We start from the raw sequence: 14,990 nt of genomic DNA, 5'->3' as shown, positions 1-14,990 counted from the left end.
ATCACGTGTCGTGCTCGTGTCGACGTGCGGCCGGGGAGGGAGCTGCCGTGATCAGTGAGGCCGACCTGCCGGCGGCGCCGTCGGCCGAGGCGTCGCCGGCTCCGGTGGCGGCGGATCTGGCGGTGCTGCTCATCGAGGACGATCCCGGTGACGCGCTGCTCACCCGCGAGATGCTGACCGACAGCGGTATCAGCAGCCGGTTCGCGCAGGCCAGCAGCATGGCCGAGGCGTCGGTCTCACCGGTGGCGCCAGACTGTGTCCTGCTCGATCTGCACCTGCCGGACTGTCGCGGGCTGGAGGCGCTGCGCCGGGTGCTGCACCGGTGGCCGGACGCGGCCGTGGTGGTGCTGACCGGTCTGGACGACGCCGCCACCGGCACCGCCGCGGTCGCCGCCGGCGCCCAGGACTACCTCGTCAAGGGCCACATCGACGGTGCGCTGCTGGGCCGCACGATCGAGTACGCCATCCAGCGCCGGCGTGCCGTCATCACGGAACGGCAGCTACGGGACAGCCGCATGCAGGCCAGCGAGAACATCCGGTTGCAGCGCGGCCTCCTCCCCACACCGCTGACCACCGATCCCACACTGGTGGTCGTCAGCAGATACGTACCGGGGCGGGGGCGGTCGCTGCTCGGCGGCGACTTCTTCGACCTGGTGCAGGACGACGACCACACGATCCACGCCGTCATCGGTGACGTCTGCGGCAACGGCCCGGACGAGGCCGCGATCGGCGTCGGCCTGCGGGTCGGCTGGCGCACCCTGACGCTGGCCGGGGTGGACAAGACCTCCCGCATGAGGCTGCTGGAGCAGGTGCTGGTCGCCGAGCGGCCGCACGAGGCGATGTTCGCGACCGCCTGCACGATCCGGATCGCGCCGGACCGCTCGACGGCTGTCGTCGTCAGCGCCGGTCATCCCCCGCCGCTGGTGATCACCCCCGGCCGCGCCCACCCCGCACCGATCCGCCACCACCTCGGGCTGGGCATGTTCCCCGGCCTGGGCCGATGGCACGAATCCGTCGTCACGCTGCCGCCCGGCGCGGGTCTGCTGCTCTACACCGACGGCGTCTACGAGGGGTTCAGCGAGGACGGCACCCGCCTCGGCGAGCAGCGCTTCGTCGAACTCGCCGGCGAGCTGAGCACCGTCACCGACCCGGGCCGCTACCTCACGGCCCTGCTCGACGAGATCCGGCGCGGCGACGGCGGCCGGCACAGCGACGACACCGCCCTGCTCTACCTGGCCTGGCCGTCATCGCCGACCGGCCACGCCTGACACGCCGAGACACCTCGCGGCGGCGGTGCGCCACAACGGCGGCCGAGCACATTCCGAGTACATTCTCCGCCCATCAGCGGTCAGCGTCTTGACTTCGTTTTCGTGCGCCCAGATAGTCGAGCGACGGCGAAATGAGATTCGCCTGGATGAATAGTTCGTGGCGATCCCCCACCCCCGACGGAGGGCACGTGATTACGAGAAGGAGCCTGCTCCTCGCCGCCGGCGCAGCCGTGGCCACCGCCGGGCCCCTGGCCCGTCCGGCCGCGGCCGCGCTGCCTCAGGTCGACATGGAGGCGCTCATCAAGGCGGCGCAGATCGACCCGCGCCGGGCCGACACCGCGCTCACCGCGGGAGCCCGGGACAGCGTCCTCGAGGTCGAGCGCGCCCTCCAGGCCAGAGGGCTGCTGTCGGCCACGTACGTCGACGGGCATTTCGGCACCAGCACGATCGCGGCGTACGCGGCGTACCAACGGTCGCTCGGCTACACCGGTCTCGATGCCACCGGCCTGCCCGGCCCGACGTCGCTGCGGCTGCTCGGCGAGGGGCGCTACACAGTGGTCAGGGCGATCTCGCCCGGCAGTGTGGTGACGTTGCGAGGCGTGCTGGTCAACACCCGGACCAGGTCGATGCTGTTCGAGGCCGAGCGTCTCCTCGGCCGCCAGCTCGGCATCACGCAGGGCTCGTACAACACCGGCGTGGGCACGTCCGCGGGCACGCACGACGGCGGGGGCGCCCTCGACCTGTCGGTCAGCGGGCTCTCCTCGGCCACCCGGACGGAGGTGCTGCGCCGGCTGCGCACGGTGGGCTTCGCCGCCTGGCTGCGCACCCCGGCCCAGGGTGACTGGGGCTACCACATCCACGCCATCGCGCTCGCCGACACCGACCAGTCGACAGGCGCGCAGAACCAGGCCGGCGACTACTACCTCGGCCGCAACGGACTGGCCAACCGTGGCGCGGACGACGGCCCGGCGGTCAACCCCAAGCGGACCTGGGAGGAATACCAGCGAACGCGCTGACGGCGGCGCCGAGCAATTCGCCACAAGTGCCGTCCTCTTTCTCTCCTATTGATGCCGACGATCCCGGAGGAAAAATTGTCCATGCGCAGCAGCCGCATCCTGCGTGGCGTCGTGGCCGTGCTGACCACGGCTCTCACGACCGCCGCGGTCGGGGCCGTCAGCGCCACCGCCGCCTCGGCAGCCGTCAACACGTCCCCCGCCTTCCTGGTGGTCTACAACAACAACATCGAGAACTGGCTGCCCAGTTCCTGCGCCGACGGCAAGATCTGGGACCGGCTGATCACCTACATCAAGGGCCGGCCGTTGAGCCCGGACATCTTCACAGTGCAGCAGGTCTCGAACCAGACACAGCTCAACGCGCTGACGCAGCGTCTCTCCGACGAGCTGCCCGGCACGTACGCCGGCCAGATCGCGATCGCGAGCCCGGGGTCGATGGGCTACACGAGCACCTGCGGCAAGATGAAGAACCAGCAGACCAACGCGGTCGTCTACCGCTCGGACCGGTTCACCTACGAGGACGCCACCCGGTGGCGCTCCGACGCACCGGCGAACTACGACGCGGGCACCGGCGGGTGCCAGAACCTCGAACCCACCAGGAGTAGCCAGGACCGGGTGCACAACATCGCCGTCCGCCTGCACGACAAGGTCGCCAACCAGGACGTCTCGGTGGCCTCGATCCACTGGCCGACCAACACCTGGCACGGGCCCAAGTGCGCGGACGAGAACATCAAGGAGGCCGACGAGGCGATGGGCCGGCTCGGCGGTGACCTGAAGATCGTCGCGGGTGACGCCAACGCCGAACCCGACGCCGCGGGCTGGTGGAACGACGCCAAGGCCGACGGCTACCGTGACCCGATCGCCGAGAAGTGCGGCAGCCGCAACTGCTCCTCGGCGTACGACACCAACGGCAGCCGACGGATCGACTTCCTGCTGGTCAAGAGCGGAGGCGGCTTCAACAACGCCGGCACCATCAATACGTCGCTGACCGGCGGCGCGTACTCGGATCACCTCGCCGTCGCCGCCTACGTCAACTACTGACGACCGGCCACGCGGCACCGCACCGCCCGCCGACCGCCCCGGAGCCGGTCGGCGGGCGGTCGCGGCCGTCCGGCGGCGGCGATCTCCCTGCCACGCCGCGCGCGCCAAGGAGTACCGGCCGGGCCGGCACCGCACCTTGACCGGGCGTCTAGGCTCACCACGTCCGTGCGTGGACGGCGGTCCAGGGGTCGTGGGGGTTCGCGGGTATGGCGCTCGGTTTCGGCCTGCTGGGGCCGGTCACCCTGTGCGTCGACGGCGTCCCCGCCGCGCTGCCGAGCGGCCGCCCGCAACTGCTGCTGGCCGCGCTGCTGCTGAGCCGGAATCGGCGGGTGCCGGCCGACCGGCTGCGGGCCGGCCTGTGGGCCGCGCCACCACCGTCGGCCCAGGTCAACCTGAGGACCTACGTGAACCGGCTGCGCGTCGCGCTGGGGCCCTACCGCGATCGGCTGACCTGGGTGAACTCGGGTTACCTGCTCGTCGTCGAGCCGGCCGAGCTGGACGTGGACCGGTTCGAGTCCGATGTGCAGGACGCCCTCGACGCGGGCCACCAGGGCGATCCCGGCCGCTCCGCGGACCTCCTGGCCGCCGGGCTGCGACGGTGGTCCGGCGAGGCGGCCGAGGGACTCCCCCGCCACGGCGCGCTCGGCCGGCGCCTCGACGCGCTGGACGAGAGCCGGTGGGCGGCGGTCGAGCGGTACGCGGTCGCCTGCACCGCCGCCGGCCGCTTCCGCGAGGCCGCCACCACCCTCCGTTCGCTGCTCGCCGAGCATCCGGCGCGCGGGTCCGCCTGGGAGGCGCTGGTCCGGGTCCTGATCCGCGCCGGTGAGCAGCCCGAAGCCTGGGCGGCGCTGGCCGCCGCGGAGGCCGCGACGGCCGCCGACGCGGACGGGAGTGCGGGGCGCCGCCTCCGCGACCTCGCGGACGAGTTGCGCGGTGCCGCATCGGGCCCGGTCGCCGGGCCGCCGCCGGTCCACGGCGGCACCTCCGAGCGGGACGCGCCGTGCACGCTGCCGCCGCCGGTCGTCCTCGTCGGACGGGAACGCGTCCTGGCGGACCTCGAGGCCGAGGTCGTCCGGGCGAACATGATCCTGTTGCACGGGCCCGCCGGGGTGGGCAAGTCGGCGCTGGCCGTGGCCCTGGCTGCCCGGCTGGCCCCGGCCTGCCCGGGAGGGCGGCTCTACCTGGACCTCTGCGGTAGCAGCCCCGGCCTGTCCCCGATGACGGTCGAGGAGGCGATCGGCGGTCTGCTCCGCGCGCTCGGCGCCGATCGGACCGGCGGCACCCCGGGCGCCGAGGCGGCCGAGCTGCGGGTGCGCGTCGGCGGTCGCCGGGTCCTGGTGGTGCTGGACAACGTCGTCGACGCGGGACAGGTACGCCGGCTGCTGGCCGTACTGGTCGACGCCACGGTGATCGTGACGAGCCGGATGACGCTGCCCACGCTGGACATCGTCACGCTGCCGGTCGGTGAACTCGGCCCCGACGACTCGGTGGCGCTGCTCGCCCGCCACGCCGGCCCCGACCGGATCGCGGCGTCCCGGCCGGAGGCCGAGGTGCTGGCCACACTGTGTGGCCACCTCCCGCTCGCGCTGCGGATCGTCGGCGCCCGGCTGGCCGGCCGCCCCGATTGGACCATCTCGGCCATGATTGCGCGGCTCTCCGACGAGCAGTACCGCTTGGACGAGCTGAGGTGCGACGACCTGGCCGTGCGGGCCAGCCTCGCGGTCTCCGGCGACGTGCTCGTCGAGCGGCCGGGCGGGGCCGACGCGATGGAGGTGTTCGACCGCTGGGGGGCGGTCCGCTCGCCGACGCTCGGCCTCGACCTGGCCCGGGCGCTGACCGGGACCACCGAGCGGGAAGCGCGTGCGGCGCTGGACCGGCTCGCGGACGCCGGACTGGTCGAGGCGTGCGGACCGGACCGCTACCGGCTGCACGACCTGGTGCGCATCTACGCCATGGAGCGCGCTCGTCGTGATCCGGCGATCCGAGCGGCCACCGTGCACACCGCGAGGTGCTACTTCCTCGACACGGCACGGCGGGCCCGCGACCTCATCCGTCCCGCCACGGACCGGCTGTCCGACGGATTCGTCGAGGAGTCCGCCACAGTCACCCTCTCCGACCAGCGGGACGCGCTGCGTTGGTTCGAGCAGGAGCGGGAGAACCTCGTCGCGGCGGCCCGCACGTCGGCGGGCGAGGGCACGGCGGAGGCGGACCTGTTCGTCGTGCGACTGTGTGCCGAGCTGTATCCGTTCCTGCCGATGCGGGGACACTACCGTGCGTTGCGGGAGGTGGCCGAGGGCGCACTGGGCTGCGCCCGACGGCTCGGCAGCCGCCGGGACGAGGCGACCTCGCTCACCTACTTCGCGGTGGCCCAGTCCCGGCTCGGCGAGACCGACCAGGCCGTCGGGAGCCTTCGGATGGCACTCGCGTTGCACGAGGCCGGCGGGGAGGGCCGGGCGGTCGCCGTCACCCTCGACCACCTCGGCGTCCTGCAAGCCGCCGCCGGCCGGCTGGACGAGGCCGAGGCGGCCTTCCTGCGGGCGCTGGACATGCACCGCCGGCGCGACGACCGGCAGCGGCTGGGTGTCACGCTGAACAACCTGGCCGACGTGCTGTTGCAGCTCGATCGGACCGAGGCCGCGCTGGTTCATCTACAGGAGAGCCTGCGGTTGCGGCGGGAGCTCCGGGACGAACTCGGCCTCGGCATCACCATGCTCACCATCGGTCAGGCCCACGCCCGCGGCGGACGGTGTCAGCAGGCGTACGAGTGGCTCGGCACGGCGCTCACCACCGTTCGTGCCACCGGGAACCGCGAGGCCGAGTGGCGGGTGCTGACGGTGCGGGCCGACGTCCATCGCGCCGCGGGACGGGCGGCAGCGGCCCGCGACGACCTGCACCTGGCGCTGGCGCTCTCCGAGCAGATCGGCGACGCGAGCGGAGCCCGTGAGGTGCGCAGCGTGCTCGCCGGCCTGTCCGCCCAGGTTTGATCGACAGTAGCGGGCTCATAAACAGTTTTGATGTCACGAAACATCGACGACTGTTAACCGGCCTGCCCCCGTGGCGCGGCGCGCTCCTACCTTCGGCCCACGGCTCTCCCACGGTCGCCGTCACCGGGACGCGACAGCGGAGAGCACGTGGAGGAGGAACCCGTGTTGCAACGTCTCACCGCCACCGGCTTCGCGCTGGTCCTGGCGCTGGCCGGCACCATGGGCGCCGGTGGCCCGGCCCAGGCCGAGCCGACCGGTGTCATTCAGAACGCGGACGGCCCGGACGCGGTGGCCGGCCGGTACATCATCACGCTCAAGGACACCGCCCTGGCATCGACCACGGTCGGCGCGAAGGCTCGCGGGTTGACCGACCGCTTCGGCGGCCGCACCCGGCACGTGTACGGCAGCGCCCTCGCCGGCTTCTCGGCGGAGATGTCCGCCCAGCAGGCGCGGCGGCTGGCCGCCGACCCGTCCGTGGCATCCGTCGAGCAGGTCCAGCGCATCGGGGTGCTGGACACCCAGACGAACCCGCCGAACTGGGGCGACGATCGGATCGACCAGCGGAGCCTGCCCTTGAACCAGACTTTCACCTACCCGGCCAATCCGGGGCAGGGAGTCGCCGTCTACGTGCTCGACACCGGCATCAACGCCAACCACAACGAGTTCACCGGCCGGGTGCGGCAGGGCACCGACATCGTGGACAACGACAGCACCCCACAGGACTGCCACGGACACGGCACGCACGTCGCCGGCACCGCTGTCGGCACCACCTACGGCATCGCGAAGAAGGCCAGTGTGGTCGCCGTGCGGGTGCTCAACTGCCAGGGCACCGGCACGAACGACGACCTCATCGCCGGGATCAACTGGGTTCGCGCGAACGCGCAGAAGCCGGCGGTCGCCAACTACAGCATCGGCTGCGGCAGCCGGTGCACCAGCCAGGCGATGGACAGTGCCGTCACCAGCCTGATCAACTCGGGCGTGCAGTTCGTACAGGCGGCCGGCAACTCCTCGGACGACGCCTGCTACTACAGCCCGCAGGCGGTCGCCGCCGCCATCACGGTCGGCAACAGCACCAGCTCCGACGGGCGCAACAGCACCAGCAACTACGGTAGGTGCCTGGACCTCTTCGCCCCCGGCACCAGCATCGTCTCGGCCTCGTACGCGAGCAACAACGGCAGTGCCACGATGACGGGCACCTCCATGGCGTCGCCGCACACGGCCGGCGCGGCGGCGCTCTACCTGGGGGCCAATCCGGGTGCGACGCCCGCCCAGGTCCGCGCCGCGCTGGTGGACAACGGCACCACCGGAAAGATCACCAACCCGGGCAGTGGTTCGCCGAACGTGTTGCTCTACACCGGCTTCATCGGCGGAACCGATCCCGGCCCGGGTGATCCGACGGTGACCAGCCCGGGTAACCAGACCTCGGCGATCGGCCAGGCCGTCGACGTCCAGGTCAGTGGCAGCGGCGGCAGCACCCCGTACACCTGGAGCGCCTCCGGTCTGCCCGCGGGCCTGAGCATCGGGGCGTCGACCGGCCGGATCACCGGCAGCGCCACGACGGCGGGCACGTCCACCGTGACGGTGACCCTCACCGATGCCTCGCGCCGGACCGCCACCGCGAACTTCACCTGGACGGTGACCGACGGCGGCGGGTGCACGCCGGCACAACTGGTCGGCAATCCGGGCTTCGAGAGCGGGACCTCGCCGTGGACCGCCACGACCAACGTGATCGGCACCTGGTGGCAGTATCCCGCCCGCTCCGGTAGCCGCAACGCCTGGTTGAACGGCGGCGGCACCGTGCAGACCGACACCGTCGCGCAGCCGGTGACGATCCCGGCGGGATGCGCCAACGCCACGCTGCGCTTCTGGATCCGGATCACCACCGCCGAGTACGAGAACCTCGCCTACGACACACTGACCGTCTCACTCGGCGGGACGCGGGTGGCGACCTATTCGAACCTGGATCGGACCAGCGGTTACGTGGAGAAGGTGATCAACGTCGGCCAGTTCGCCGGACAGACCGCCACGCTGACCTTCAAGGGGGTGGAGGACTGGTCGTACCAGACCAGCTTCGTCATCGACGACGTGACCATCAGCGTGAGCTGACCCACCCTGCCGGGATGAGGGGAGTGAGCGGCGTCCGCTCACTCCCACTCCCAGCGCATTCCCACGATCCCCGGAGGCACGTCCCCGGCGATCAGATGAGCGCCGTGGGTGGAGCCGATCCACGCCTCCCAGACGCCCTGGTCCGGGGCGTTGAGGCCGCGTCGCTCGAAACGGTGGCACCGGGCCGGTACGGCGTCGTGGTCGAACTGAACCTGCAGCACGTACTCCCCGACCGGCGTCGAGAAGGCCCGGTAGTAGTTGTCTGTGGGACGCTGCGAGTCACTGACGAACTCGTACTCGATGACGACCGAGTCGCCCTGGGCCAGCATGCGGTCGAAGACGACCTCCGCGACGAGCAGGCCCGACCCCTGGTCGGAGCGGACCCGGCCGAGCCGGCAGTTGCGTACCGCGTTGATCCTGGTCGAGGCGGTGAGGTCGTCGCTGCGGAAGATGCCGACGGTGCGTGACACCCGGTCGGTGTTGGCCCGCAGCACCTGGCGGCAGGTCAGGCTGATCTCCTGGCGCCGGTCGCCCACCAGATAGAGATCGTGCAGGCTGAGCCGGGTCAGCTCGTGGTACTGCCACCGGTCCACCTCGGCGATCATCTTGACGACACTGGCGCCCTCGCGGAACAGCCGGTCGATCTCGATGGTCCCCGGCGGCTGCCGCAGCCAGCGGCCGCGCGGCCGGCGCGGGCCGAGCTGGACGATCAACGACTCGGACGGCAGGGAGAGGATCTCCTCCAGCAGCCGCACCGCCCGGATCGAGTCCGGGCGTTCGGGCCGGCTGCGGCCACGCCGCCAGTAGCTCAACGTGGTGAGGCTGACGCTCACTCCCGCCGCTGACAGCCGTTCCTGTATGTCCTCCAGCCTCATCCCGCGGTCCTCGATGGCGAGGTGAAGCGCAGCCGAGAACGGACCGGTACGCAACGCGTGCGCCAGGTCACGACCCACCTTCGAGGGCGCCTCCTCCATGATGGCCGAGTATCGCCATCGAACCGCCAACGCGCCAGCCGGGCCGGTGCGGGTCACGGGCTCCTCCTTCGGTCTCGAGAAGGCACTGAGCGCCACCCCGCCTGACGCCGCCGCCACCGCCACCGCCGCTCCCTGGTCGCGGTGATCGCGGGCCGGGAGATCGGCGCGAGTCCGGAGGAGCTTTTTCTCGATCTGGTCCTCGTGTACGGGTTCATCCACGAACTCCCCCTGCCGGTCGTCGGGACAGCGCGGATTGGACGCCGTTCTGCGAGGGGATACGGTCCCTCATGGGCAAGCTGGGTTGGCTACGGGCGAGGTCGCCGGTGAAGCGGCAGGTCCGCATGCCGAACGGGTGCAGGGCCTGCTGGACAGGTGGCGCCAGCAGACACGGACCACGCAGCGGGATCGCCCGCGACAGTTTCCCTGATCGATGACGGGGAGCCGCTCCCACCAGCGCTCTCGGATGCCGTGACCAGCCTCGGTTCGGCCGTCAGGATTCTGGACCGCGACTTCATCGCGGGCCGCGAACCCGATCAGTCGCGCCAGTACGCTCTGACCGCTGTCTGTCAGGCGAGTGAGGCATGCCGCAGTGGCCTCGGGTTGTCCGGCACAGTGGTCCTGGGACTGATACGGACCATCGCCGGGGAGCTCCTGCAGGCGACGACGATCGAGCGCGCCGACGCCAACCGCATGGTCCGCCAGGCGGCGAGCTGACACGCCGATCCGCCGTCGGTGGCGACGAACGGTGGTCCTGGCCGGGGTTCGGGGTGGGTGGCGGGTCAGGCTGGCCGGCTGCGCAGCCAGGTGCGGTATCGGCGGAGCGCGAGAGCCTGCAGCGCCGTCTCCCTGGCGAGGGCGAACGTGGGGTTGCCGCCGGGTCTCGTCCGCCGCCCCGCGCCGAGACGGCGTAGCTGCTGCCGCACACGCGCCATGCTCGCGGCCGAGGCGACCGCCTTGTCCTTGATCCGGACCGGCTTGAGCTCGACCCTGGCGTCCGCGTCGCTCCGCCACCTGGCCGGCAGGTCCGGATCGATGGCCAGGGCGCTGCCCATGCCGACGAGGTCGACACCGCTGGCCAACACCTCCTCTGCGACGGCACGGCGGGCCACCCCGCCGGTGAGCATCAGCGGGATCGCGCTCGTCCGCACGAGCTGTTCGGCGAGGGTCAAGAAGTAGGCCCCTCGCGCGCGGGTACGGTCGTCGCCGGACTGCCCGGTCATCGCCGGACTCTCGTAGCTGCCACCCGACAGTTCGACGACGTCCACGCCGAGCGGCGCCAGCATCGCGATGACCGACCGGGCGTCGTCGGCGTCGAAGCCGCCGCGCTGGAAGTCGGCGGAGTTGAGCTTCACGGCCACGGCGAACTCGGAGGGTACGACGGCACGCACCGCGCGGACGACGTCGAGCAGCAACCGGGCGCGGTTCTCCAGGCTGCCGCCCCACCGGTCGGCGCGCCGGTTGGCCAGCGGTGAGAGGAACTGGGAGAGCAGGTAGCCGTGTGCGGCGTGGATCTCCACACCGTCGAAGCCGGCCTCGTGGGCGCGCCTGGCCGTGGTGGCGAACCGGGCGATCGTCTCCTCGATCTGGTCCGGTGTCATCGCGACCGGCTCGGCGAACCGCTTGCTCTTCCGGCCGAGGTTAACGCGGATCGCCGACGGTCCCCAGGCGACGCCGGGCATGTCGGCGCGAACCTGCCGCCCGGGGTGGTTGATCTGCATCCAGACTCGCGCGCCACCGCTCCTGGCGGCAGCCGCCCACTGCCGGAAGGGCGCCAGCGGGGCGTGCGCGTCGAGGACGACGCCCGCCGGGCCGGTGAGCGCTTCGGCGTGGACCATGACGTTACCCGTGATGATCAGGCCCACCCCACCGTGACTCCAGCGTCGGTAGAGCCGGAACAGAGCATTGTCCGGGAGTTGGCCGTACGCGGCCATGTTCTCCTCCATGGCGGCCTTGACCAGGCGATTGGGAAGGACCGACCCGCTCGGGAGCGGGAACGGCGTGAAGATCGGTGAAGGGACCGCGGATGACATCGCTGCTCCTGGACTGCTGTATGTTTACGACGCTCACATAAGCGTAGGAGGCGATGTAAGCAGTGCCAACTTCGGCGAGGAGTGGCTACCATCACGGTGACCTACGTGCGTCGTTGCTGGTGACGGCGATGAACATGCTCGAAGCCGGCGCGCCGTTCTCGCTGCGCGCCGTGGCGCGAGAAGCGGGCGTCTCGGCGACCGCGCCGTACCGGCACTTCGCCGACCGCGAAGCCCTGGAGTCCGCCCTGGCCGCGCAGGGTCTGCGCGATCTGACAACGGATCTCACCGAGGGTCGTACGCGCCCGGCATCAGCGCAGGATCTCGGCAACCTCGCGGTGGTGTACGTCGAATTCGCGCTCCGCCGCCCCGCCCTGTTCCGGCTCATGTTCGGCAACGCCTGCGACGAGGGGAGCGAGGAGAGAGCCGAGGCCGCCGCCGAGATCCACGAGTTGCTCAGGCTCGCCATGGCGAACGTCTTCCCCGCCGGCGACGCCGAGAGCCTCGCCTCGGCCGGGTGGGCCCTCGCGCACGGGCTGGCCTACCTGTACCTGGACGGCAAGCTCGGAGCGGACTCGAACGCCGAGATCGCCGAGCACGTCCGCGCGGCGGTCGCCGCGATCCTGTCGGTCCGGGTCGGGTAGCCACGCCGGGCACCGGCACCGGGCCACCGGGCACATCCACGACGTGCCCGGCGACCCGGCGTGGCGTCAGCGCCGGCCGGTGAGACGGAAGGCGTCGAGGACGGTCTGCTCGACCGTGTTGCCGCCCGCGTCCTGCGCCCGGGCCCTGATGCTGACCGTGCCTGTGGTGTCGGCCAGCCGGGGTACCTGGTAGCTCGCCGTGTGGTTCCCACCGCCCGTGGCGGTCACCCGGAGCTTCTTCCAGGAGGCCCCGCCATCGGTGCTGATCGAGAGGTCGACGCTCCGCACCGCCGGCGCGCCGGCCACCTGGTGGTAGGCGGTGACCCGGATCCGGTGCCGGCCGGGGGCGGTGACCGCGTCACCGACGTCGGTGCCGGCGTCGTACCGCAGGAACAGCAGGGGGTCGGCGCGGCACGGGCTGCCCGATCCCTCGGGGCACAGGAACCCCTTCGGCGGCTCGTCCCGGGCGACAGCACCGGACGTGAAGGTCCACGCCGTCGTGGTCGTCCCGTTCTCGGCCGTCAGCCGGTAGCGCCGGGACTCGGCGGGGAGTTCGTAGGTGGCACCCCAGATCATCGAGCCGGCCTGGGGCAGTTCGCGGCCGTCGGCGTACAGGTGCAGGTTCTCAGGCTCGAACACGTACGCCCCGGTGGCGTGGTCCGGTTGCGCCCCGGAGACCAGGAACGTCAGCGGGTAGAACGTGTCGCCCTGCCGGCAGAAGCCGCAGACCTCGGTGGACCAGTCCCCCTCCCACTTGCCGGGCTGGGATCGGAAGACCCGCGGGGACAGCTCCGGCACGCCGGGCACGAGAGGCCGCGCGGTCCACCGCGTCGTGGCCGGCCCGGCCCGGTCCGTGACGTCGACGCTACGAGCACCCGGCTGTCCGCCGAAGGGCTCGTAGAACTGGTTCCGGACGAGGTCGGGTGAGACCGGACCCCGGTAGGTGGTGAACCGGACGCTGTCGGTGAGGTAGTTGTACGGGACTCCGGCGACAGCGGTCTCGTTCGGCCGGAAGGCCGAGTAGATCAGACTGGCCGGCTGCGCCTGGGTGCCGTGCAGCGCGGTGTCGGCCCGCACGAGCTGCCGGTCGGTGACCTGCGTGTGCAGGGCGGGCGGGATCCGTCCCTCGTGATAGACGTGCAGGGTGTAGACGTACGGGCTGACCGAGTCGTAGCCCGAGACGTCGATCTTCACGGGGCCCCGGCGCAACAGGCCGCGCAGGTTCTCGGCCTCCCTCGGTGAGACGGAGGCGTACGGGATGTCGGCCGCCTCCTGGGACTCGTCGTACCACCAGTCCGGCTCGGTCGGCAGGAGGCAGGTGGCGGTGGGCCAGGGCCCGCCGGTCGAGATCGGTTCGACGAGCACGCCGGCCGCGCCCGCTGCCCGCGCCCGCATCAGCTGCGCGGGTCCGATCTGGCACTGCCCACCGGCGGGCTTGGCGGCGTCGATGCGCACCAGGACCAGCCTGCCCCGGGCGTCGACCCGGCTGAGGTCGGCGTCCCGCCCCAGCCCGGCATCGACCAGTTCGAGGGTGTGCCGGCCGCTGAACCGGGCCACCTCCCAGCCGGGGCGCCGGTACCACTCGGCCGGCAGCGTGGCCTTCAGTTCGACCCGCTTCGGCCGGGTGACCGCCATGGTCACCATCGGCTTGCCGAGCACCCAGTTGACCCCGAGGTGGAAGGTGCCGACAGTCACCGGGGCACTGGGGATGGCCCAGAACCGGGAGTTGCCGTACCCGGTGAAGCTGAGGGTGCCGCCGCCCCGGCCGTCACCGTAGGTGCGGAAGGTGATCCGGGAGCCGATGAACGTCTCGGTCGGCCGGGGCGTACCGACGGTCAGCTCCCGGGCGGCGTCGGCGTCGCGCGTCAGGGTGGTGTCGCCGGTGACTGTGAACTCCGGCAGTTCCAGGTTGAGCTGCTGTTCCCGGCCGTCGAGCCGGAAGATCGCGTGGCCGCCGGCCTCGTAGGTGCCGGGCGGCACCTCGAAGGTCGCCTCGAACGTCGTGCACGGATCGCTGTCCAGGCACCGTGCGCTGACCGAGTCGTACGCGGACCCGGTCGCGGTGCCGGCGACCTGCACGAGCTGGAAGCCGAATATGGGGCAGATGGTCATGAGGAGGGTGCCGCACTGGAACGGCTCGCCGTTCTTCCTCTTGTAGACCTGGGTGACCCGGTACTTCGGCTGTCCCGTGTCGGTCTGCGGTGCGACCCGCTCGGACCTGAGCCCGGTGGGCCAGACCGCCACCGCGCCGCCGCCGAGCTTCGGGGTGACGCGGCCGAACAGGTAGTCACTCAGCCCGCCTGGCGAGTTCGTGCCGCGGAGTGCGGCCCAGAACGCGGTGGCCCGGCCCGGTTCGACGCCCAGGTCGACGGTGCCCTGGTCCGGGTGCTTCGCGGCAGTGGTCGCGCCGGGCAGGCCCGACACACGCTTGTCCAGCGCCGCCGCGTCCAGCCGGTCACCGAACTTGGCGGTGACGCCGAGCGGGGTGTTCTCGCCACGCTCCAGCCGGGCGGCGAGCCAGCCCACGTCGAAGATCTTCCGGTCGACGACGCCGCTGGTGACCAGCGCCTGCGCGTCGCTCGGCAGCGCGTGCAGGCGAGCGTCGGTGCCGCCCGGTCCGGTGCTGACGGTGACGTCGATGGTCGGGTGGGTTCCGTCGGCCCGTGCCGTCGGGAACGCGGTGACGGTGTACCGGCCGCCGTCCCGGGTCAGGGTGACCTCGTCGCCGGTGATCAGCGTGATCCGGTAGGTCTGCCGGGTGAGCCCGGGCAGCGAGAGCGCTCGCAGGCCGTCCTGGGCCACTCCGGCTCCCGCCGGGGCGGGACGTGCCGGCTCGTCGGGCCGCGCGGTCGCGGCGGTGGGCACGCTCATCAGGGTCACGATCGCCGTGGCGGCGGCGAGGAGGCGTGGCCGATGTCTCCGCCGGAGGTGAC

Annotated in this window: 10 protein-coding genes; 7 read left to right on the top strand and 3 right to left on the bottom strand. The window is 71.8% G+C overall.

What is annotated here, in order from left to right:
* The first annotated feature begins 47 nt into the window (after nucleotides 1–47).
* The 5 genes from O7622_RS16175 to O7622_RS16155 all read left to right on the top strand — a co-directional run bounded on the left by O7622_RS16175 (nucleotide 48) and on the right by O7622_RS16155 (nucleotide 8,412).
* Nucleotides 48–1,268, top strand: coding sequence for a SpoIIE family protein phosphatase (locus O7622_RS16175; RefSeq protein ID WP_282309001.1), 1,221 nt, complete (start codon nucleotides 48–50; stop codon nucleotides 1,266–1,268).
* A gap of 188 nt (nucleotides 1,269–1,456) precedes the next feature.
* Entirely contained in the window at nucleotides 1,457–2,284 is an 828-nt protein-coding gene (locus O7622_RS16170; protein WP_282309000.1) for a peptidoglycan-binding domain-containing protein, read from the top strand.
* A gap of 81 nt (nucleotides 2,285–2,365) precedes the next feature.
* Entirely contained in the window at nucleotides 2,366–3,322 is a 957-nt protein-coding gene (locus O7622_RS16165) for a hypothetical protein (RefSeq protein WP_282308999.1), read from the top strand.
* A 206-nt stretch (nucleotides 3,323–3,528) separates the two neighbouring features.
* Complete coding sequence (locus tag O7622_RS16160; RefSeq protein ID WP_282308998.1) at nucleotides 3,529–6,306, top strand: tetratricopeptide repeat protein; 2,778 nt, start codon at nucleotides 3,529–3,531, stop codon at nucleotides 6,304–6,306.
* Between the two features lie 162 nt (nucleotides 6,307–6,468).
* On the top strand, nucleotides 6,469–8,412 hold the full coding sequence (locus O7622_RS16155; RefSeq protein ID WP_282308997.1) for a S8 family peptidase: 1,944 nt from the start codon (nucleotides 6,469–6,471) through the stop codon (nucleotides 8,410–8,412).
* A 38-nt stretch (nucleotides 8,413–8,450) separates the two neighbouring features.
* On the opposite strand, the gene O7622_RS16150 is transcribed toward O7622_RS16155, so the two are convergent.
* Nucleotides 8,451–9,386: a hypothetical protein gene (locus O7622_RS16150; RefSeq protein ID WP_282308996.1), complete on the bottom strand. Its 936-nt coding sequence runs from the start codon at nucleotides 9,384–9,386 to the stop codon at nucleotides 8,451–8,453.
* A gap of 468 nt (nucleotides 9,387–9,854) precedes the next feature.
* On the opposite strand from O7622_RS16150, the gene O7622_RS16145 reads away from it, so the two are divergent.
* The gene (locus tag O7622_RS16145) at nucleotides 9,855–10,100 is read left to right on the top strand and encodes a hypothetical protein (protein WP_282308995.1); all 246 of its coding nucleotides are present in this window, start codon (nucleotides 9,855–9,857) and stop codon (nucleotides 10,098–10,100) included.
* A gap of 65 nt (nucleotides 10,101–10,165) precedes the next feature.
* Here the strand turns inward: O7622_RS16145 and O7622_RS16140 are convergent, their stop codons facing one another.
* Entirely contained in the window at nucleotides 10,166–11,416 is a 1,251-nt protein-coding gene (locus tag O7622_RS16140; RefSeq protein WP_282308994.1) for an NADH:flavin oxidoreductase/NADH oxidase family protein, read from the bottom strand.
* Nucleotides 11,417–11,544: 128 nt separating this feature from the next.
* Here O7622_RS16140 and O7622_RS16135 point away from each other — a divergent pair, with 128 nt between their 5' ends.
* Nucleotides 11,545–12,057, top strand: a complete 513-nt coding sequence (locus tag O7622_RS16135; protein ID WP_282308993.1) for a TetR/AcrR family transcriptional regulator — start codon at nucleotides 11,545–11,547, stop codon at nucleotides 12,055–12,057.
* A gap of 66 nt (nucleotides 12,058–12,123) precedes the next feature.
* Here the strand turns inward: O7622_RS16135 and O7622_RS16130 are convergent, their stop codons facing one another.
* The gene (locus tag O7622_RS16130) at nucleotides 12,124–14,928 is read right to left on the bottom strand and encodes a hypothetical protein (RefSeq protein ID WP_282308992.1); all 2,805 of its coding nucleotides are present in this window, start codon (nucleotides 14,926–14,928) and stop codon (nucleotides 12,124–12,126) included.
* Nucleotides 14,929–14,990: the final 62 nt, after the last annotated feature.

Origin of the sequence: Micromonospora sp. WMMD1076 (assembly GCF_029581475.1) — a bacterium.
Classification (GTDB): Bacteria; Actinomycetota; Actinomycetes; order Mycobacteriales; family Micromonosporaceae; genus Micromonospora; species Micromonospora aurantiaca.
Note: the sequence above shows the minus strand (reverse complement) of the source record. Positions and strands in the feature narration are given on the sequence as shown.

What these genes read in the sequence shown, in the direction of transcription:
- O7622_RS16140 (WP_282308994.1), bottom strand. Translation starts at nt 11,416, where the DNA reads ATGTCATCCGCGGTCCCTTCACCGATCTTCACGCCGTTCCCGCTCCCG.
- O7622_RS16135 (WP_282308993.1), top strand. Translation starts at nt 11,545, where the DNA reads ATGAACATGCTCGAAGCCGGCGCGCCGTTCTCGCTGCGCGCCGTGGCG.
- O7622_RS16150 (WP_282308996.1), bottom strand. Translation starts at nt 9,386, where the DNA reads ATGGAGGAGGCGCCCTCGAAGGTGGGTCGTGACCTGGCGCACGCGTTG.
- O7622_RS16160 (WP_282308998.1), top strand. Translation starts at nt 3,529, where the DNA reads ATGGCGCTCGGTTTCGGCCTGCTGGGGCCGGTCACCCTGTGCGTCGAC.
- O7622_RS16130 (WP_282308992.1), bottom strand. Translation starts at nt 14,928, where the DNA reads ATGAGCGTGCCCACCGCCGCGACCGCGCGGCCCGACGAGCCGGCACGT.
- O7622_RS16165 (WP_282308999.1), top strand. Translation starts at nt 2,366, where the DNA reads ATGCGCAGCAGCCGCATCCTGCGTGGCGTCGTGGCCGTGCTGACCACG.